Below are 18,693 nucleotides of genomic sequence, written 5' to 3' on the forward strand. Positions count from 1 at the left end.
ACCGTGGCGCGCCCCGCCGTTGTGTCGCATCAGGGCTGCCGGCGGCTCACTGCGCGGGGTCGCTCGCGCAGCGCGTCCCGGCGGCCGGCGCGGCGCCCTCCAGCAGGAAGGCGTCCACCGCGGTCCGGATGCAGGCGCTCCAGCCGTACCCGGTGTGCCCCTCGCCCTCGCGGGTGAGCAGCACGGCGTTGCCGAGCTGGGCGGCGAGCTTCTCGGCGTTGGCGTACGGGGTGGCCGCGTCGCCGGTGGAGCCGACCACGACGATCGGCGCCTGGGCCTTGGAGGCGATGGGGTGCGAGCGCTCGGCCGAACGGAACGGCCAGGTCCGGCAGTCCGGGTCGAAGACGGCGCCGCTCGGGTCGTGCCGGCTGATCAGCGGGGCCTTCGCGGCCAGGTCGGCGTAGGCGGCCTGGAGCGCGTCCCCGGTGGGGACGTCGGTCGCCCCGTCGGCGCAGTGGATGGCGGTGTAGGCGTCGGCGGAGACGTTGTAGTGGCCGTCCTTGTCGCGCCGGTTGTAGGAGTCGGCGTAGCCGAGCAGGAGGTCGCCCTTGCCGTTGGTCATGGCCTGCGTCAGCACGGTCCGCAGCTGGTCCCAGGCGCTCTCGTCGCCGTAGAGGCCCTCGATCACGCCGGTCCACGCCAGGGTGCTGGTGAGGACGCGGCCGGTGCTCGTGGTGAGCGGCTTCTGCTTGAGCCCGTCGAGGAAGTCGGCGAGCTTGCCGGCGGCCTTGTCGGGGTCCTTGCCGAGCGGGCAGGAGGACTTCTTGGCGCAGTACGCGGCGAAGGCGTTGAGCGAGCGCTCGAACCCGGCGTACTGCTCGATGTTGTGCTGGGCGAGCGGCAGGGACGGGTCGACGGCGCCGTCCAGGACGAGCCGGCCGACGCGGTCCGGGAACTCCTCGGCGTAGACGCTGCCGATGTAGGTGCCGTAGGAGAGGCCGAAGTAGGTGAGCTTCTGCTCGCCGAGCGCGGCGCGCAGCACGTCCATGTCGCGCACCGAGTCGCGGGTGCCGAGGAAGGGCAGCAGCTTGCCGTACTTGGCCTGGCAGGCGTCGGCGAGGACCTTGCCGTGCTCCGGGCCGGGGTCGTCGGTGCCGAGCCAGTCGTCGCGGGTCCTGTCGTCGAGGCAGTTCACCGGGGAGGTGCCGCCGACTCCGCGCGGGTCGATGCCGACGGTGTCGAAGCGCTCCCGGACACCCTTCTGGAAGTAGTCGGGGTTGCGCTGGACGAAGCCGACCCCGGTGCCGCCGGGGCCGCCGGGATTGACGACGACGGCGCCGATCCGCTGGTCGGGCTTGGCGGCGGGCTTGCGGACCACGGCGACGTCGAGGGTGCCGGCGCCCGGGTCGGCGTAGTCCAGCGGGACCTTGAGGGTGGTGCACTGCACCGCCGACTCGTCGATCTTCGCGGTCTTCGGGTCGTCCGCGCAGGCCGCCCAGCTGAGCTGCTGGCCGTAGAAGGCCTGGAGGGCCGGGTCCGCCTGGCCGGTGGGCTTCACCGTCGGCGTGGGCGTGGCGGTCGGCGTGGGCGTCGGGGCGGGGGCCGCGGTGGCGCTCGCCGGGTCGGTGGGCGACGGCGTGGTGGTCGCGGCGGTGGACGGCGTGCCGGGGGCCGCGTCGGTGGAGCCGCCCGAGCTGGTGCAGGCGGCCAGCAGGGCGGCCGCGGCGACGGCGGGCAGGGCGCGTCGCGAGAACCGGGTGATCATCGAATGCACCGCACACGAATACCACCTGACGATCACACTGCTGACGGTGCCCCACCCGCTGCGGCCCGCCGGCCGTGCACGCTTCCGGACAAAGAGCGACGAACCCTCCGAGGAAACGTTTCCTCGGAGGGTTCGCCCACCGTTCGTCAGCGTTCCGTCAGCCGCCGCACTGCTGGAGCATCGCCTTCTTGTCGGCGTCCGTCACCGGCAGCTGGTACTTCAGCGACACCTGGGCGAAGCGCACCGCGTAGGAGCAGCGGATCTCCGGGCTGGCCGGCAGCCAGGCGGACGGGCCGGAGTCGCCCTTGGAGGCGTTCTGCGAGCCGTCGGCCGGGATGAGGTTGAGCGGGTCGTTGGCTATCTGCACCCGCTTCAGCTTGTCCCACTTGGCGGCACCCATCTGCCAGTCGTAGGACAGCGGCATCACGTGGTCGATCTGGATCTTCGAGGCCTGCTTCTTGTCCCACTCCACCGTCTTGCCGGTGTACGGGTCGTGGATGGTCATCGAGGTGACCACGCACGTCGAGCCGTCCTTGCGCTCCACCGCCGAACCGTCGCGGGCCAGCAGGTCATTGCGGGTGTCGCAGTTGTTGTGGCCGCCGGGTATGCCGTCCACGTTGTCGGTCCAGGCCGGGCCGAACTCATTGCGGTCGTAGCCGTCCTTGGGCCCGGCCGCGGCGGTGGAGACCTTGGCGATCAGCTCACGGCCGGCCTTCTGGTCCTCGGCCGAAGTCAGCGGCGCCAGGCCGGGCTTGGTGCCGTCGGGGTTCTCCAGCGGGCTGGTGCCCCGGCCCGCCGCGGCCGCCGCGCCGGACCCGGCGGACCCGCCGCCGCCCGCCGGCTTCTTGTCGTCCGAGCAACTGCTCAGCACCGCGGCGGATATCAGGAGGACCACGGCGGTGGCGGACAGGGTGGTGCGACGACGGGCGGGCACGGGGACTCCCCAGGTGGGCGGGCGGCTGACGGCGCACCAGCAGACCAGCCGCCCCGCGAGTGGTCAAGCCACCACAACACGGAGCATTTCGATCATGGCGAAGCTCACACCCGCAGGTCCCGGACGACCTCCTCCAGCACCGTCCCCAGCGGCGTCGCCGCCACCCCCAGCACCTGCCGGGTGAGGGCCGAGTCGAGCAGCAGCGGCCGGTCGTAGAGGTAGGCCATCTCCTCGACCTCGGCGAGGATCTCGTCGCCCGAACCGGCGAGCTCCGCCACCGGGACCGCCGTGAGCGCCGGCTGCGGCGCTCCGGCCGCCTGCGCCAGCAGCGCGGACAGCTCACGGGCGGAGGCCTCGCTCGTACTGGGCACGTGCCAGGCCCGGCCCCAGGACGCCTCGTTGCGCGCGGCCGCGACCAGGGTGGCGGCCACGTCGCCGACGTAGCTCCAGCTGTGCGGCGCGTCCAGGTCGGCGGGGTAGCCGACCGGGGTGCCCGCCACCACGGCCGGCGCCACGGTGAGGGCGAACAGCGAGGTCGCCGCGCGGCCGAGGAAGTCGCTGGCCCGCACCTCGGTGACGCGCGCCCGGCCCGCCTCGTGGGCGGCCAGCGCGTCCGCCCACAGGGCCGCCCGCACGGCGCCCTTGCGGCTGCCCGGGGCGGCCGGCCGGTCCTCGGTGAGCGGGCCGTCCACCGGGCCGTAGCCGTAGACGTTGCCGAGCATGACGTAGCCCGCGCCGGAGCGTTCGGCGGCGGTCAGCAGGGCGGCGGCGAGCGGCGGGAACCCGGTCGGCCAGCGGTGGTACGGCGGGGCCGCGCAGTTGATCAGCGAGTGGGCGCCCTCGACCAGCGCGGTGAGGGCGTCGGCGTCGGTGGCGTCGGCGGCGATGCGCTCGACACCGGGGTGCTCGGGACCGCTGCCGCGCCGGGTCACGAGGCGGACCCGCTCGCCCTCCCCGGCCAGGCGCAGGGCGGTGGCGGTGCCGGTCGGGCCGGCGCCGGTGACGACGTGGAAGGACATGGGGGGCTCCCGGGTTGCCTGAGGGGTGGTGACGCCGGACTGGGCGGCGCCGTGATCAACTCTCGGCCAGGGCCCCGCCGCGCGGCAGGGCTCCGGCTGCCAAGGTTCCGGAGGTTCTGGCCATGCCCTCGTCCGCGCCCCCGCCCGCGCTCCCGTCCGCACGGCCGTCCGCGGACGGGCACCGGGTCGCGGTCGTCGCCGTGCCCCCGGTGACCGCCTTCGACCTCGCGATCCCCGACATCGTCTTCGGCTCCGCCGAGGTGGACGGCCGCCCGGCCTACCGGGTGCGGATCTGCACGATCGAGCCCGGTCCGGTCGCGAGCACCAGCAGCCTCCAGGTCGTCGTCCCGCACGGCCTGGACGCGATCGCCACCGCCGACACCGTGCTGGTGACCGGCTCGGCCTCCCGCACCGACGCCGACGAGCGGATCCTCGCCGCCCTGCGCGCCGCGGCCGCCCGGGGCGCGCGGATGGCCTCGATCTGCACCGGCGCGTTCGTCCTCGCCCAGGCCGGACTGCTCGACGGGCACAGCGCCACCACCTACTGGGTGCAGGCGGGCGCGCTGGAGCACCGCTTCCCCAAGGTGCGGGTGCTCCCGCAGGCGCTGTTCGTCGACGACGGCCCGGTGCTCACCTCCGCCGGGCTGACCGCCGGCATCGACCTGTGCCTGCACATGGTGCGCACCGACCACGGCGCGGCGGTGGCCAACGCGGTGGCCCGGCTGGCGGCGGTCTCGGCGGTCCGCGACGGCGGCCAGGGACAGGTCCTGCCGACCCCGGTGGCCGCCCCGGACGGCAGCTCGCTCGCCGCCACCCGGGCCTGGGCCCTCACCCGGCTCGCCGAGCCGCTCACGCTGGCCGGGCTGGCCGCGCACGCGGGGGTGAGCGTGCGCACCCTCAACCGCCGCTTCCAGGCCGAGACCGGGACCACCCCGCTCCAGTGGCTGCTCACCCAGCGCCTCGAACAGGCCCGGGAGCTGCTGGAGTCCACCGCCCTGCCGGTGGACCGGGTCGCCGCCCGCACCGGCTTCGTCACCCCCGACTCGTTGCGCCGTCACCTCCTCCAGCGGGTCGGCATGACGCCGCGTGCCTACCGCGCGCACTTCACCCGGCCGACGGCCCGCGCGAACGGCTGACGGCTGACGGCTGACGGCTGACGGCTGACGGTGCCGGACCGTGCGAACGGCCGACGGCGCCGGACCGTGCGCAACGGCGGCCGGGGCGGGCAGGCTGGGCGCATGGAACGGAGCGAGACGGTGGCCGCCCTGGTGCTGGCCGCCGGTGGCGGGCGGCGGTTGGGCGGACGGCCGAAGGCGCTGGTCCGCTACCGGGGCCGGCCGCTGGTGGAGCACGCGGTGGCGGTGGTCCGGGCGGGCGGCTGCCGGGAGGTGACGGTGGTGCTGGGCGCGGACCGGGAGCGGGTGCGCTCGACGGCCCATCTGCCGGGCTGCCGCCTGGTGGCCAATCCGGACTGGGAACGCGGCCTGGGCTCCTCCCTGCGCACCGGGCTGGCCGCGCTGCCCGCCCGGTCCTCGGCGGCGCTGGTGATGCTGGTGGACACGCCGGGGGTGAGCCCGGCCGCGGTGGCCCGGCTGCTGGCCGCGCACCGGGCCGGGGCGGAGCTGGCCGCCGCCGCGTACCACGGCCGGCGCGGGCACCCCGTGCTGATCGGGGCCCGGCACTTCGCCGAGGCGGCGCAGGGCGCACACGGCGACACGGGGGCGCGGGCCCTGCTGACGGCGCACGCGGACGATCTCACGCTGGTCGAGTGCGCCGACGTCGCCGCCCCGGACGACCTGGACACCCCGGACGATCTGGCCCGGTGGGGCGCGCAGTGACGCACGGGCCGCACCGGGCCGCACGCGTTCACCTCCGTTCGCCCGGGAGGAGGGCCCGGCTCCCGCCCGAGGGGGAGGCGTCTCCTCCTCTCCGCCGATCGATCGAGCGCACACCCCTGATTCGTCCCTGAGGATTGCCGCATTCCGCGCCGCACCCCCCAGGTTTCGGGGAGCATGGGACACGTCACCCACCCCCGATGCGAACGGACGGTGCCCGCGATGCCCGGACTGCCCGACGACTTCACCGGACACGACCCGGCCGGACGCGGCCCGGCGGCGGGTGGCGCCCGGGCGATCCGCTGCCCCGCCTGCCGGCGGGAGCACCTGTACGAACCCCCGTCGCTGCCCTGCCCGTGCGGCGCCTCGCTCAAGGTGCCGCTGCTGCGCGGCGGGGTGCCGGTGCAGGTGCGCTTCCGCTCGTGGGAGGACTCCTGGCTGAGCATGCGCTGTCCGCACTGCGGGCGCTCCGACCAGTGGCCGCAGCCCGAGTTCACCTGCAACTGCGGGGCCACCGTACGGCTCCCGGTGGACCGCACCACCCGGCTGGGCGGCGGCGGCACCGCCGGCCCGCTGGGCGCCGCCGCCGGTCCGCGGGCCTCCCACCCGCACCCGGTGCGTCCCGCGCACTCGCTGGACGCGCCCGCCGCGGCCCCGCCGGCCGCGGGGGCGGGCACGGGCGCCCCGGCCGCGCCGTGGCGGCGGCGCGCGCCGTTCCGTCCGCACCCGGTGCGGACCTCCCAGGACGCCGTGTTCACCGCGGCCCGCTACCTGGAGTGGCTGGGCTTCGACGACCTGGAGCTGACCGAGGCCCAGGAACGCGACGGGGTGACCCTGCTGGGCAGCCGGATGGTCGCGCAGGTGGACACCTGGACCGAGCCGGCCGATGTGAAGTCGGTCGAGTGCCTGTGGCTGCAGACCCTGCACGCGGAGGAGATGGCCGCCGCGATGTTCACTCTTGCGGGCTATTCGCACCAGGCCACGGTGCGCGGCGAACAGCTGCTGGTGGCGCTGTTCAGCCTGGACCTGGCGGGTGTGCCGCAGCCCGCGAACGGCGCCGCCGAGGCCCTGATGGAGACCGGCTGGACATCCTGAGGTCCCGTCCGGTTCCCCGGCCCGTCGCCCGCTGATCATCCGGGAGAAAACCCGTCCGGACGCAACAACCTCCGCTCGTGATCTGGTGCACAAGCTCGCCCCCGTGTTGAATTGCCGCCACAGCGCGGGCCTGTGGCGCGTCATGCCACGAGTGGGGAGGGGCCCGCTTCCTGCTGGATGGCGCACACAAGGAGGTGGCGTTGTCGGAGCACGGATGGGGCCCGAGTGGCCGGGACGCACGGGGGCCGGCGGCGCCTCCGGAGCCGGGGGACACCGTGTGGCGGCTGCGGTCCCGGGCGTGCTGGCGGGAGGCCGCCGAACTGTTACGGCCGGCCGCCGAGCGCGACCCGACGGCGGCGCTCGTCAGGGCCGAACTACTGATCGAGCAGTGTCTGTTCACCGCGGCCAACTGGAGCCAGGCCGAGCAGGCACTGCGCCTGGCCGAGGCCGTCGCGGCGACCACCGAACAGCGCGCGTCGGCGGCCTGCGCGCGCGGCTTCCTGGCGTACGTGGCGAGCGTGCTCGGCGCCCGCGACCGGCTGGACGAGGCCCAGGCCGCGCTCGGGCGCACCTCGGCCCTGCTGCCGCCGGACGCACCGGGCCGGCCACTGCTGGACTTCCGGCGGGGGCTGGTCGCGGAGAACCTGCTGCGTGATCCGACGGCGGCCTGGATCGCCTACCGCCGGGCCCACGACGGCGCGGGCGAACGCGGCGACGAGTTGCTCCGCTCCTCGACCTGGCGGCACCTGGCCGCCCTGGCGCTCGCGGCCGGGGACCACGAGCGGGCCCGGGAGGGGTTCGACGCCTCGCTGCGGCTGCGCGAGCAGCTGGGTTTCACGGTGGGCGTGGCGCCGGCGCTGGCGGCGCTCGCCGAGGTGTCCGAGCCGGCCGAGGCCGTGCGGCTGCGGGCGGAGGCGACCAGGCTGGTGCAGGCGCTGGGAGGCGTGCCGGTCTGGCTCGCCCGCCAGCTCGGCGCGGCGCGCACACCGGGCGCCCACCCGGACGAGCACGGCGAGAGGCAGGCACAGCGGCCGATCAGCTAAGGTGAGGCTAACCTGGCCGGGTCGAGCAGTGACCCGGCCGGGTTCGCCGTGCCGTTCCCGGTTTCCGCCGGCCCCGGCGCGAGCGGCCCCGCCGCGCCGGAGTGCGCGCCCTGTGCGCCCGGCGCCGGATTCACCGCCCCGGCGCCCCGCTCCCCCGCACACCTCGAACGCCGCGCACGGCGACGGCCCGACCTCCGCCCCACCGGCCGGGCGGAGGTCCGGAATTCCCGACTCCCCTTTTTCTGCGTTAATGCGATGAAAAGATTAACCCCTCGCCAAAAATCCCCCTCCCCGGTGCATTGACAGGAAATCAGTCATTCCCCGGCCGGGCATCCGTCATGATGGTCCCCGCCATCACGGCACGGGAATTGCGACGCAGGAGAGCGAGGCTGGTCCAGGCGATGAAATTGTCCGACATACCGCTGGGTTGGGCCGTCACCGGCGTCGCGGTGCTGCTGGTCGGCGCGCTCCTGGTGACCCTGGTCCGGAGCCGGGGGGCCGCGAGCAGCGGGGCCGCCGCGGATTCCTGGGAGCGGGCCGAGGAGCGCCGCCGCCGGAAGGAGTCCCTGTACGGCGGGGCCTCGTACACACTGCTGTTCTGCTGCGCGGCCGTGGCCGCCGCGCTCTCCTTCCACGGCCTGGTCGGCTTCGGGGTACAGAACCTCAACCTGTCCGGCGGCTGGGAGTACCTGGTGCCGTTCGGCCTGGACGGCGCGGCGATGTTCTGCTCGGTGCTCGCCGTGCGCGAGGCCAGCCACGGTGACGCGGCGCTCGGCTCCCGGCTGCTGGTCTGGCTGTTCGCCGGGGCCTCGGCCTGGTTCAACTGGGTGCACGCCCCGCGCGGCTTCGGCCACGCCGGGGCGCCGCAGTTCTTCGCGGGGATGTCGCTCTCGGCGGCGGTGCTGTTCGACCGCGCGCTCAAGCAGACCCGCCGGGCCGCACTGCGCGAGCAGGGGCTCGTCCCCCGCCCGCTGCCGCAGATCCGCATCGTCCGCTGGCTGCGCGCGCCCCGCGAGACCTACGCCGCCTGGTCGCTGATGCTGCTGGAGAACGTCCGCAGCCTGGACGAGGCGGTCGACGAGGTCCGCGACGACAAGCGCGAGCGGGCCCGGGAGAGGGAGCGCCGCAGGCTGGCGGGGCGCCGCGAGCGGGCCGAGATCCGGGCGATCAACCGCACCAACAGCGTCTGGCGCCAACGCGGTGGCGGCGGCGCGCCCCCGGCGGCCCGGCAGCTGGAGTCCGGCCCGGAGTCCGTCATAGCGGCCCCCGACGGCGGCGGGCCGGAGCGGCCCGCCGCCGGGGGCGCCGTCGCCCAGGCCGGCCTGCCGGCCGTGCCCGAGCGGCGCACCCTCGACCTCACGACGGAGGAGGCCACCGCGCCGCTGCCCCGGCTGGACTCCCTGGAGCAGAAGCTGAAGGACCTGGAGCAGCAGTTCGGCTGACGCCCCGGCGGCGTCCGCGGCCACCGCTCCCGGCCGTCACTCCATGGGCGTCACTCCGCGGGCGTCGCGCTGAGCTCGAACCACATCCGCTTGCCCGACCCCCGGGGCTCCACGCCCCAGCCGTCGGCCAGCGCCTCGACCAGCATCAGCCCGCGCCCGGAGGAGGCCTGCTCCCCCGGTGTGCGGCGGGTCGGCCAGAGGTCCGACTCGTCCTCCACCTCGACCCGCAGCCGCGCCCGGCCGCCGTCCGCGACCGGCTCCCGGTAGAGGCGGGCGGTGAACATGGCGTCCCGGTCGGTGTGCCGGATGGCGTTGGTGACCAGCTCGGAGGAGAGCAGTTCGGCGGTGTCGATCAGCTCCGACACCCCCCAGCGGCGCAGCGCGTCGCGCAGTTCGGCACGGACCTCGGAGATCCGGGCGAGGTCGGCCTGACCGATCCGGCGGCGCAGCTGCTGGGCGGCCAGACCGCCCTCGGGGCCGTCCCAGCGCAGCAGGAGCAGCGCTATGTCGTCCTCGCGCTCGCTGGAATCGGCGGCCTGGGAGGCGATCCGGTCGGCGAGGTCGTCCAGCGGGTCGCGACCCGTCGCGGCCGGGTCCGCGAGCGGTTCGGAGAGCACGGCGGTGAGCCGGGCGATGCCCTCGTCGAGGTCCATGCCGCGCGCCTCGACCAGGCCGTCGGTGCAGAGCAGCACGGTCTCGCCCGGGTCGAGGCTGAACCGGGTGACCCGGTACTCCTCGTCCGGGGCGATGCCGAGCGGCAGCCCGCCGGCCACCGGGACGGTGGTGGCGGTGCCGTCGCCGCGCCGCACCACCGGGTCGAGGTGGCCGGCCCGGACGGCGTAGACCACGCCGTAGTCGACGTTGACCTCGGCGTAGGTGCAGGTGGCGAAGTGGTCGGTGTCGAGGTCGGCGAGGAAGCGGGAGGCCCGGGCCATCACCGCGGCGGGCGGGTGGCCCTCGGCGGCGTAGGCGCGCAGGGCGATCCGCAGCTGGCCCATGATGCCGGCCGCGTGCACGTCGTGGCCCTGGACGTCGCCGATCACCAGGCCGACGTGACCGCCGGGCAGCGGCACCACGTCGTACCAGTCGCCGCCGATCTGGAGGCCGGAGCCGGCCGCCAGGTAGCGGACGGCGGTGGTGACGCCCGGCACGGACGGCACGGTGCGCGGCAGCATGACGCGCTGCAGACCGGCCGCCAGCTCGTGTTCGGCGTCGTGCAGCCGGGCCCGGGCCAGTGACTGGGCGACCAGGCCGCCGAGGGTGGAGAGCAGGGTGCGCTCGTCGGCGTCGAGCCGGCGGTCGTCGTCGAAGCTGACCACGCAGACGCCGATCGCCCGGCCGCTGGCGACCAGCGGCAGGAACGCCCAGGAGCTGCGGGTGGTGCGGCGGGCCTGCTCCCAGACGTCGGGGTAGCGCTCGCGGTACTCCTCGCGGCTGGTGCAGAACACCGGGGCGCGGCCCCGCAGCGCCTCGGCGGCGGGGTGGCTGGGCGGCAGCACCGAGCGGTCGTAGCCGGTCAGCTCGTCGGTGCGGTAGCCGGAGGCGCCGAGGATCTGCACCCGGCCGGCCTCGAAGGAGGCCAGGACCAGGCCGTCCGGCGGCAGTCCGGGCAGCGGCAGCTCGGTGAAGACCCGGGCGACGTCCCGCACGGTGACCGCCTCGGAGAGCGCGCGGGCGGCCTCCTTGATGAAGCGGGAGCGCTCCTCGCGCAGCAGGGCGAGCCGGTCGGCGCGGTCGCGCTTGTGCAGTTCGACGGTGGCGTCCCAGACGAAGCCGACCATCCGGGAGGCCCGGCCGAAGGCGTCGGCGAGGACCCGGCCGCGGAACCGGACGGCCCGCATGGCGCCGCTCGGGCCGACCGTCCGGTAGTAGGCGCCGCACTGGCCGAGCTCGGCGACGGCGCGCTCGACCCGGCGGCGCACCACGGGGGCGTCCTCGGGGTGGAGCAGGGCGAGGAAGGAGGCGGAGGAGCGGTCGAAGCGGCCCTTCTCGACGGCGTCGAGCCCGACGATGGTGCAGGCGCGCTGGTCGCCCTCCAGGATGTCGCGGCGGATGTCCCAGTCGAACGAGCCGATGCCGTTGGCGGCCATCGCGGGCTCCAGCCAGTCCGGCGTGGTGTCGCCCGGGGAGAGCGGCAGGCCGCCGGAGAGCATCGGTGCCAGCCGGCCGGCCGCCAGGCCGGGGGCGGTGCGCAGCGCGTGCCGCCGGGCCGCCTGCGCCGGGGGTCTGGCCCGCCCGGAGCCGGTCGTGGACGGACCGGAAGGAAGGGCCGGCCCCGGTGACTCGGACTCTGTGGGCATGCTGCTCCTGCCGCTGCCGTGACGGACCGCGCCGACCGTCCGGACGGGCCGCGTGGCGTGTGTGGGTGGTGCTCGACGGTCGCGCGCCGACGGGCGGTCAGTGGTCGAGGTGGTCCTTCCCCGCCGCTTCTCGCACGTGGGCACACATTCCCACCATCCTGGCCAATGTTCGGCCCGGCGGCAATGGCAACGGGCCGGAAATCTCGCCTTCCGCCTTCGCTTCCGGGCATCGTTCGACAGCGAACAGTGCCCGTACGGCAAACGGCGACCGAACGGGGCCGACGCGCCCCGGACGGAGCACGGAAACGGGGCCGCCCCGGGGCCGGACGGGGGCCGGACGGCCTCAGGCGTCGACGGTGCCCAGCTCGAACCAGGTGACCTTGCCGTCCCCCCGCAGCTGGACCCCCCAGGAGTCGGCGAGCGCCTCCACCAGCAGCAGCCCGCGGCCGGAGGTGGCGTACTCCACCTCCTGGTCGCGGCGGCGCCCGGGCAGGCGGGCGGTGCCGTCCTGGACCTCGATGCGCAGCCGCTGGTCGCCGGTGAGCACCGCGTCGAAGACGGCGCCCTGGCCGGTGTGCTGCAGCGCGTTGGTGACCAGTTCGGAGGTGAGCAGCTCGGCCGTGTCGGCCAGCTCGGGCACGCCCCACAGGCCGAGCGCGGCGCGCAGCCGGCGGCGCACCGCCCCGACGCCGACCAGGTCGGCGGCCTCCAGCGCCAGGTGGAGCCGGCGGTTGAGCGCGCACCCGGGCGCCGGTACGCCCGGCCGGGTGGCGCCCGCCGGGCCGGCCGTGTGCACGGGGCCGGCCGTGCCCGCCGGGGCACCCTGGCCGGTTCCGGTCACCCGGAAGGCTCCGCCCGAACTTGTCCGCTGCCGCGGGAATCGCGACTGACCGTCCATCACCCCTGCCCCCGCCCTCGTTCCGGGCCGCCGGGCCGGATCCCCCGCCGGCCGGTCGGCCACCTTGGTACTGACCAACCATCCTCATGCCCAGCTTTCGGCATTTGGAACAGTGCCCGGGCGATCACCTGGGGTGAAAGGGGCACGGGGCGGTTCGCGTGATCCAACTGCCCGCGGCGGTCAGGTTTGCGAAGCGTACGGGCGGTTTTCGACCGCCGGCGCCGCCGCGCCCGGTCGGTCGGCGAGCCGATCGCCGCGGGAGCGGCAAGGCTGGACAGGGCGGGCGGCTCCGGGTTCAATGACCGGAGATGTTTGAACGCCGTTCTAACAACTCTCACCCCCCTCCCCCGGCGACCGCGAGCGAGGAACCGTGCGACTGACCCCCACCGAGCGGGACCGGCTGCTGATCTTCACAGCAGCCGAGCTGGCCCGCGCCCGCCGCGCCCGAGGCGTCCGCCTCAACATCCCCGAGGCGACCGCGCTGATCGCCGACACCGTCTGCGAGGCCGCCCGGGACGGCCGTCGCCTCGCCGAGGCCATCGAGGCCGGCCGCTCCGTCCTCACCGCCGACGACGTGCTGCCCGGCGTGCCCGACGTGGTCACCGTGGTCCAGGTCGAGGCGGTCTTCGACGACGGCACCCGCCTCGCCGTGGTCAACGACCCGTTCCGGGGCGCCGGCTCGCTCGGCGACGCGGCCCCCGGCGGCGCGCTGCCCGGCGACGGCGCCGGCTACGACCCGGTCGAGGAGACCGTCGTCCTGGCCGTCCACAACACCTCCGGGGTGCCGATCTCGGTCACCTCGCACTTCCACTTCTTCGAGGCCAACCCGCGCCTGGCCTTCGACCGCGGCGCCGCCTACGGCACCCACCTCGCGATCCCGGCCGGCTCCTCGGTGCGCTTCGACCCGGGCGCCACCGTCGAGGTCGGCCTCGTCCCGATCGGCGGCGAGCGGGTCGCGATCGGCTTCGCCGGCCTGGTCGACGGCCCGCTGGACGCCCCCGGCGCCAAGGAGGCCGCGCTGGCCAAGGCCCGCGCGACCGGCTACCTCACCCACTTCGACGACGCGGAGGTCGAGTCGTGACGTCCATCACCCCCCACGACTACATCTCCGTGCACGGCCCGCGGGCCGGCGACCGGATCCGGCTCGGCGACTCCGGGCTGATCGTCCGCGTCGAGTCGGACTCCCAGGCGCCGGGCGACGAGTTCCTGGCCGGCTTCGGCAAGACCGCCCGCGACGGACTGCACCTCAGGCCCGCCGCCGTCCGCGACACCTGTGACGTGGTGATCAGCAACGTCCTGGTGATCGACGCGGTCCAGGGCATCCGGAAGACCTCGATCGGCCTCGTCGCCGGGCGGATCGCCTCGATCGGCCGGGCCGGCAACCCCGACACCATGGACGGCGTCGACGTGGTCGTCGGCACCGGGACCACGATCGTCTCCGGCGAGGGCATGATCGCCACCGCCGGCGCCATCGACACCCACGTCCACCTGCTGTCGCCGCGGATCATGGAGGCCTCGCTCGCCTCCGGCGTCACCACGATCATCGGCCAGGAGTTCGGCCCGGTCTGGGGCGTCGGCGTCAACTCCCCCTGGGCGCTGCGGCACGCCTTCAACGCCTTCGACGCCTGGCCGGTCAACATCGGCTTCCTCGGCCGCGGCTCCTCCTCCGACGAGGCCCCGCTGATCGAGGCCCTCGCGGAGGGCGGCGCCTCCGGCTTCAAGGTGCACGAGGACATGGGCGCCCACACCCGCGCCCTGGACACCGCGCTGCGGGTCGCCGAGGAGTACGACGTGCAGGTCGCCCTGCACACCGACGGCCTCAACGAGTGCCTGTCCGTCGAGGACACCCTCAAGGTGCTGGAGGGCCGGACCATCCACGCCTTCCACATCGAGGGCTGCGGCGGCGGCCACGTGCCCAACGTGCTCAAGATGGCGGGCGTGCCGAACGTCATCGGCTCCTCCACCAACCCCACCCTGCCGTTCGGCCGGGACGCGCTGGGCGAGCACTTCGACATGATCGTCTCCGCGCACGACCTCAAGACCGACCTGCCGGGCGACGCCGCGATGGCCCGCGACCGGATCCGGGCCGGCACGATGGGCGCCGAGGACGTCCTGCACGACCTGGGCGTCATCGGCATCACCTCCTCCGATGCCCAGGGCATGGGCCGGGCCGGCGAGACCGTGCGCCGCACCTTCGCCATGGCCGGCAAGATGAAGGCCGAGCTCGGACCGCTCGACGGCGGCTACGGCACCACCGAGGGCGGCGACGACAACGAGCGCGTGCTGCGCTACATCGCCAAGCTCACCATCAACCCCGCCATCGCCCACGGCCTGGCCCACGAGGTCGGCTCGATCGAGATCGGCAAGCTCGCCGACATCGTGCTCTGGCGCCCGGACCACTTCGGCGCCAAGCCGCAGCTGGTCCTCAAGTCCGGTTTCCCCGCCTACGGCGTGGTCGGCGACCCCAACGCCTCCACCGACCGCTGCGAGCCGCTCGTGCTCGGCCCGCAGTTCGGCGCGCACGGGGCCACCGCCGCCGACATCTCGGTCGCCTTCGTCGCCCAGGCCGCCGCCGACGGCGCCTACCTCGACCGCCCCGCCGACGGCCTGCCCACCCGGCGCCGGCGCGTCGGCGTCCGGGGCACCCGCGGCATCGGCCCGCGCGACATGGTGCGCAACGCCCGGGTCGGCCGCGTCGACGTCACCGAGACCGGCCTGGTCTCGCTCGACGGCGCCCCGCTGCGCTCCGAGCCCGCCGACAGCGTCGCGCTCAGCCGCCTCTACTTCCTCTGACCCTCCCGCTCCACCGAAGGACGCCGCGATGACCACCCCCGCCCCCGCCTCGCTCGGCTACCGGATGCCCGCCGAGTGGCACCCGCACGACCGCACCTGGATGGCCTTCCCGACCGACAACCCGACCTTCGACACGCCGGAGCACCTGCACGCGGCGCGCGAGGCCTGGGCCGCCGTCGCCAACACCGTCGTCCGGTACGAGCCGGTCACCCTGGTCGTGAACACCGGTGAGACCGCCGAGGCCCGCAAGTACGTCGCCGACGAGGTCGAGATCGTCGAGCGCCCGCTGAACGACGCCTGGATGCGCGACATCGGCCCGACCTTCCTGGTCGACGGCGAGGGCGGCCTCGCCGCGACCGACTGGATCTTCAACGGCTGGGGCGCGCAGTCCTGGGCCCGCTGGGACAAGGACCAGCACGTCGCCGAGCACATCGCCGAGCTGACCGGGGTCCGGCGGTTCGCCTCGAAGCTCATCAACGAGGGCGGCGGCATCCACGTCGACGGCGAGGGCACCGTGCTCGTCACCGAGACCGTCCAGCTCGGCGAGGGCCGCAACGCCGACTGGACCAAGGAGCAGGTCGAGGCCGAGCTGCACGCCTTCCTCGGCACCACCAAGGCGATCTGGCTGCCGCGCGGGCTCACCCGCGACTACGACGAGTTCGGCACCCGCGGCCACATCGACATCGTCGCCTCGTTCGTCCGCCCCGGGGTCGTCGTCGCGCACGTCCAGCCCGACCCGGCGCACCCCGACCACGCGGTGTGCCAGGAGCTGGTGGCGATCCTGCGGGCCTCCACCGACGCCGGGGGCCGCCCGCTGGAGGTCCTCGAACTGCCCGCCCCCACCGTCCTGCTGGACGAGGAGGGCGAGCCGGTCGACTACTCGTACATCAACCACTACGTGGCCAACGGCGCCGTGGTGCTGTGCGCCTTCGACGACCCGCGCGACCAGGAGGCCGCCGCGATCCTGGCCGAGGCCTACCCCGGCCGCACGGTCGAGCTGGTCGACGCCCGCGAGATCTTCGCCAACGGCGGCGGCATCCACTGCATCACCCAGCAGCAGCCGAAGGCCTGATCCCGCCCGGTACCACCGGGTCTACCGGTGGTACCGGCTCAGGTCGTCGGTGGTGAGTCCGTGGGAGCTGTGCATCGCGATCGAGCTGCAGGAGGAGCGGACGGCCCTGAGCCGGGCCAGCCGCTCCTGCTCGGCCAGCACCCCGTCGAGGTTCTCGGTCGGGCCGCTGCGGCGCCGGTGCAGGTACACCGTCAGCGCGGTCACCACGAGGGCGAGGCCGGCGAACAGGGCGATCATCGTGGCCATGGCCACCACCCCCGGGGGTCGGGAACGTCCTGACCGGTTCGTACCCGCAGGAGCGGGGCGCCGAACCCCCTCCGCCCCGCTCCGTGGCCGTCCGGCCACGGCCGGTATCGTGAAGGACCCTTGAGCCCCGAGGAGCAGCACCGATGGCCGACGCCCGTCCGCGCCGACCGGCCCGCCCGCGCGAGGAGGTCTTCGCCACCGCGCGCGCCGCGATCGCCCAGCACGGGCTCGCCAAGCTCACCATGGCCGGCCTCGGCAAGCAGCTCCAGATGAGCGCCGGGCACCTGCTCTACTACTTCGGCAGCAAGGACCAGTTGCTGCTGGAGACGCTGCGCTGGAGCGAGGAGCAGCTCGGCGCCCGCCGCCGGGCGATGCTCGCCGAGTGCGGGCGCGGCGTCCGGCAGCGGCTGGCGGAGTACACCGCGCTGTACCTGCCGGAGGGTCCGGGGGACCCGCGCTGGATCCTCTGGGTCGAGGTGTGGGGGCGCTCCCCCGCCAGCGAGGAGCTGCGGCGGGGACAGCTGGAGATCGAGGCGCCCTGGCAGGCCGATCTGGTCGCCCTGATCGAGGAGGGCGCCGCGGCGGCCCGCTTCGCGCCCGGCGACGCCACCGAGCGCGCGATCCAGATCCGTGCCCTGCTCGACGGCCTCGCCGTCCCCCTCGCCCTCGGCCTGCCCGGCGCGGACCGCCCCCGCGCCCTGCACCTGGCCACCACCGCCTGCACGGCCCTGCTCGGCTCCGGCCCGACCGCCTGAGCCGGCGGGCCCGGCGGTCCGCAGGGAACCGGGGGGCCGGTGCGCCGGATCAGTCGTGCGGCTTGCGCCGCTCCCGGCGGTTGGGGTGGCGGACGACCACCCCCGCCACTCCGCCGGATCCGGTCAGCCGGACCAGCGGCGTGCCCGGGAGCCGGTCGGGAGTCGTCCGGTCCTTCAGGCCGCCGATGCCGGGATCGATGCCACCGGTGTCCGCGGCCCAGGTGTCGGGGATGACGACCGTGACGCCGGCCATCTCCCCGTACGCCTCCACCACGACCTCCGCGAGGCGGCACTCGACCCGGGTGAAGTCGAGCTTCACGCCGCCCAGCCCTCCGTGGGCGATCACGTGCCCGGGAACCTCCCAGCGCCCGGGGCCGCGCGACACTCCCTGCACGCCGCCCCTGAGCAGCAGCGGCGGCCGGTCCTGCGACGGAACCGGCCCGGGCAGGTCGGCGGTCAGGACGGCCGGCTCGCCGCGGGTCTTCGAGCTCAGCGCCCGCTCCAGGCGCTCGTCCAGCTCGTCGAGGTCGATCCGCCCCTCGGCCGCCGCATCGCGCAGCCGCGCCACCACGGCCTCCCGTTCGTCGTGGGAGGCGCGGAGGCCGCCCGGGGGCACGGGGCTCGGAGAGTTCTCCGGCGGCTGGACGGTCATGACCGCAAGGACAGGCAGCGGGCGGGCTACTCGGTCCAGATGGCGGCGGCGGTGCGGTCCTCGGTGTAGCCCTTGGCGCGGACCTGGACCTGGCGGAGGAAGTCCACGGTGCCCGGCGGGTGGGGGTGGGCCCAGTGCGAGGCCAGGAAGTGGGCGACGGCCGGTTCGTCGGTGACCGGGCGGGACAGGCCCGGGGTGCAGAGCAGCAGGATGTCGCCCGGGGTCGCCGGGACCATCCGGAAGCGGAACGGGCGCGGGCCCGGCGCGGGAGTCTCCGGCACGGGCGGCTGGCCGTCGGGCTGGTGCAGCAGCCGGGCCGCGTACGCGTCGATCCAGTGGCCGGACCGCAGCAGGAACAGCCCGCCCGGGCCGACCCCGAACGCCGCCCGGTAACCGGCCGCCGGGTCGAGCGACACCAGCAGGCAGTGCAACGAGGCGGGGGACGGCTCGGCGTCGTCGCCGTCCGGCGCGGGCTCCGGCACCAGGGCGCGCAGCGGGGCGACCGCGCTCAGCGCGAGCCGCTGCAGGCCGTAGCGGAGCCGGTCGCGGGCGCCGTCGCGCAGGTCGGCGGCCAGGCCCTGGCGGCTGCGGCCGACCGCACCGGCGAGCTGGCGGCAGGCCTCGGCGGCCGCGGTGGCGACCTCCCCGGCGGCCGGTCCCGCGTGGTCGAAGCCGCCGAGCACCGCGAGCAGCAGGCCGTCGGTCCCCTCCCCGAAGCGGGTCACCAGCAGCGCGTCCCGCCGGGGCTCGCCCCGGTAGCGGGCGGAGTCGCCGCGGACGGAGACCGCCCGCAGGGTGGTGGTGGCGTACTGGGCGCCCTCCAGGACGGTGTCGGCGACGACGCCGCCCAGGGAGCCGGGGTCGGCCTCGGGCAGGGCGGTCGGCTCGGGGCCGTAGGTGGGCC

The 18,693-nt window shown here is 75.3% G+C and carries 17 protein-coding genes; 9 read left to right on the forward strand and 8 right to left on the reverse strand.

Going from position 1 to position 18,693, the window contains the following annotated elements; translation table 11 throughout:
* Positions 1-46: 46 nt before the first annotated feature.
* The 3 genes from ACFXAM_RS30105 to ACFXAM_RS30115 all read right to left on the reverse strand — a co-directional run bounded on the left by ACFXAM_RS30105 (position 47) and on the right by ACFXAM_RS30115 (position 3,658).
* The gene (locus tag ACFXAM_RS30105) at positions 47-1,705 is read right to left on the reverse strand and encodes an alpha/beta hydrolase (RefSeq protein ID WP_380295993.1); all 1,659 of its coding nucleotides are present in this window, start codon (positions 1,703-1,705) and stop codon (positions 47-49) included.
* 157 nt (positions 1,706-1,862) lie between these two features.
* Positions 1,863-2,639 (reverse strand): HNH endonuclease family protein, encoded by a 777-nt coding sequence (locus ACFXAM_RS30110; RefSeq protein ID WP_380295995.1) that lies wholly within the window; start codon positions 2,637-2,639, stop codon positions 1,863-1,865.
* A gap of 104 nt (positions 2,640-2,743) precedes the next feature.
* A complete protein-coding gene (locus ACFXAM_RS30115) occupies positions 2,744-3,658 on the reverse strand; it encodes an NAD-dependent epimerase/dehydratase family protein (RefSeq protein WP_380295996.1) in 915 nt (304 codons plus the stop codon).
* A gap of 122 nt (positions 3,659-3,780) precedes the next feature.
* Here ACFXAM_RS30115 and ACFXAM_RS30120 point away from each other — a divergent pair, with 122 nt between their 5' ends.
* From ACFXAM_RS30120 to ACFXAM_RS30140, 5 genes are all read left to right on the forward strand, one after another.
* Positions 3,781-4,794, forward strand: a complete 1,014-nt coding sequence (locus ACFXAM_RS30120) for a GlxA family transcriptional regulator (RefSeq protein ID WP_380295998.1) — start codon at positions 3,781-3,783, stop codon at positions 4,792-4,794.
* A 102-nt stretch (positions 4,795-4,896) separates the two neighbouring features.
* The gene (locus tag ACFXAM_RS30125; protein WP_380296000.1) at positions 4,897-5,496 is read left to right on the forward strand and encodes an NTP transferase domain-containing protein; all 600 of its coding nucleotides are present in this window, start codon (positions 4,897-4,899) and stop codon (positions 5,494-5,496) included.
* A gap of 219 nt (positions 5,497-5,715) precedes the next feature.
* Positions 5,716-6,588, forward strand: a complete 873-nt coding sequence (locus tag ACFXAM_RS30130) for a hypothetical protein (protein ID WP_380296001.1) — start codon at positions 5,716-5,718, stop codon at positions 6,586-6,588.
* A gap of 275 nt (positions 6,589-6,863) precedes the next feature.
* Positions 6,864-7,631 carry a hypothetical protein gene (locus ACFXAM_RS30135; RefSeq protein ID WP_380296003.1) on the forward strand — a complete coding sequence of 256 codons (768 nt, stop codon included), beginning with the start codon at positions 6,864-6,866 and terminating at the stop codon, positions 7,629-7,631.
* A gap of 401 nt (positions 7,632-8,032) precedes the next feature.
* Positions 8,033-9,073: a DUF2637 domain-containing protein gene (locus ACFXAM_RS30140; RefSeq protein WP_380296005.1), complete on the forward strand. Its 1,041-nt coding sequence runs from the start codon at positions 8,033-8,035 to the stop codon at positions 9,071-9,073.
* Positions 9,074-9,123: 50 nt separating this feature from the next.
* Here the strand turns inward: ACFXAM_RS30140 and ACFXAM_RS30145 are convergent, their stop codons facing one another.
* Together ACFXAM_RS30145 and ACFXAM_RS30150 are read right to left on the reverse strand one after the other, a co-directional pair.
* Complete coding sequence (locus ACFXAM_RS30145) at positions 9,124-11,373, reverse strand: SpoIIE family protein phosphatase (RefSeq protein ID WP_380296007.1); 2,250 nt, start codon at positions 11,371-11,373, stop codon at positions 9,124-9,126.
* Positions 11,374-11,716: 343 nt separating this feature from the next.
* On the reverse strand, positions 11,717-12,214 hold the full coding sequence (locus tag ACFXAM_RS30150; RefSeq protein ID WP_380296009.1) for an ATP-binding protein: 498 nt from the start codon (positions 12,212-12,214) through the stop codon (positions 11,717-11,719).
* 427 nt (positions 12,215-12,641) lie between these two features.
* Between ACFXAM_RS30150 and ACFXAM_RS30155 the strand changes: the two genes are divergently transcribed.
* Genes ACFXAM_RS30155 through ACFXAM_RS30165 form a run of 3 tightly spaced genes read left to right on the forward strand, consistent with a single transcriptional unit; the run spans position 12,642 to position 16,136 of the window.
* The gene (locus tag ACFXAM_RS30155; RefSeq protein ID WP_380296010.1) at positions 12,642-13,352 is read left to right on the forward strand and encodes an urease subunit gamma; all 711 of its coding nucleotides are present in this window, start codon (positions 12,642-12,644) and stop codon (positions 13,350-13,352) included.
* Positions 13,349-15,064, forward strand: a complete 1,716-nt coding sequence (locus ACFXAM_RS30160) for an urease subunit alpha (protein WP_380296012.1) — start codon at positions 13,349-13,351, stop codon at positions 15,062-15,064. Before ACFXAM_RS30155 ends, ACFXAM_RS30160 begins: the two co-directional genes overlap by 4 nt.
* Positions 15,065-15,092: 28 nt before the next feature.
* A complete protein-coding gene (locus ACFXAM_RS30165) occupies positions 15,093-16,136 on the forward strand; it encodes an agmatine/peptidylarginine deiminase (protein WP_380296014.1) in 1,044 nt (347 codons plus the stop codon).
* A gap of 21 nt (positions 16,137-16,157) precedes the next feature.
* On the opposite strand, the gene ACFXAM_RS30170 is transcribed toward ACFXAM_RS30165, so the two are convergent.
* Positions 16,158-16,382: a hypothetical protein gene (locus tag ACFXAM_RS30170; RefSeq protein WP_380296016.1), complete on the reverse strand. Its 225-nt coding sequence runs from the start codon at positions 16,380-16,382 to the stop codon at positions 16,158-16,160.
* 143 nt (positions 16,383-16,525) lie between these two features.
* On the opposite strand from ACFXAM_RS30170, the gene ACFXAM_RS30175 reads away from it, so the two are divergent.
* Positions 16,526-17,137, forward strand: a complete 612-nt coding sequence (locus tag ACFXAM_RS30175; RefSeq protein WP_380296018.1) for a TetR family transcriptional regulator C-terminal domain-containing protein — start codon at positions 16,526-16,528, stop codon at positions 17,135-17,137.
* 49 nt (positions 17,138-17,186) lie between these two features.
* Here ACFXAM_RS30175 and ACFXAM_RS30180 read toward each other — a convergent pair whose 3' ends face one another.
* Entirely contained in the window at positions 17,187-17,789 is a 603-nt protein-coding gene (locus ACFXAM_RS30180; protein WP_380296019.1) for a DUF1707 domain-containing protein, read from the reverse strand.
* A 26-nt stretch (positions 17,790-17,815) separates the two neighbouring features.
* The coding region (locus ACFXAM_RS30185; protein ID WP_380296021.1) for a protein phosphatase 2C domain-containing protein at positions 17,816-18,693 on the reverse strand (878 nt) is incomplete at its 5' end.

It is taken from the genome of Kitasatospora sp. NPDC059462 (genome assembly GCF_042749955.1).
Lineage (GTDB): Bacteria > Actinomycetota > Actinomycetes > Streptomycetales > Streptomycetaceae > Kitasatospora.

Excerpts from the sequence above, each read along its gene's own strand:
- ACFXAM_RS30175 (WP_380296018.1), top strand. The coding sequence starts at position 16,526 with ATGGCCGACGCCCGTCCGCGCCGACCGGCCCGCCCGCGCGAGGAGGTC.
- ACFXAM_RS30170 (WP_380296016.1), bottom strand. The coding sequence starts at position 16,382 with ATGGCCACGATGATCGCCCTGTTCGCCGGCCTCGCCCTCGTGGTGACC.
- ACFXAM_RS30125 (WP_380296000.1), top strand. The coding sequence starts at position 4,897 with ATGGAACGGAGCGAGACGGTGGCCGCCCTGGTGCTGGCCGCCGGTGGC.
- ACFXAM_RS30120 (WP_380295998.1), top strand. The coding sequence starts at position 3,781 with ATGCCCTCGTCCGCGCCCCCGCCCGCGCTCCCGTCCGCACGGCCGTCC.
- ACFXAM_RS30165 (WP_380296014.1), top strand. The coding sequence starts at position 15,093 with ATGACCACCCCCGCCCCCGCCTCGCTCGGCTACCGGATGCCCGCCGAG.
- ACFXAM_RS30130 (WP_380296001.1), top strand. The coding sequence starts at position 5,716 with ATGCCCGGACTGCCCGACGACTTCACCGGACACGACCCGGCCGGACGC.
- ACFXAM_RS30115 (WP_380295996.1), bottom strand. The coding sequence starts at position 3,658 with ATGTCCTTCCACGTCGTCACCGGCGCCGGCCCGACCGGCACCGCCACC.
- ACFXAM_RS30180 (WP_380296019.1), bottom strand. The coding sequence starts at position 17,789 with ATGACCGTCCAGCCGCCGGAGAACTCTCCGAGCCCCGTGCCCCCGGGC.
- ACFXAM_RS30105 (WP_380295993.1), bottom strand. The coding sequence starts at position 1,705 with ATGATCACCCGGTTCTCGCGACGCGCCCTGCCCGCCGTCGCCGCGGCC.
- ACFXAM_RS30140 (WP_380296005.1), top strand. The coding sequence starts at position 8,033 with ATGAAATTGTCCGACATACCGCTGGGTTGGGCCGTCACCGGCGTCGCG.
- ACFXAM_RS30145 (WP_380296007.1), bottom strand. The coding sequence starts at position 11,373 with ATGCCCACAGAGTCCGAGTCACCGGGGCCGGCCCTTCCTTCCGGTCCG.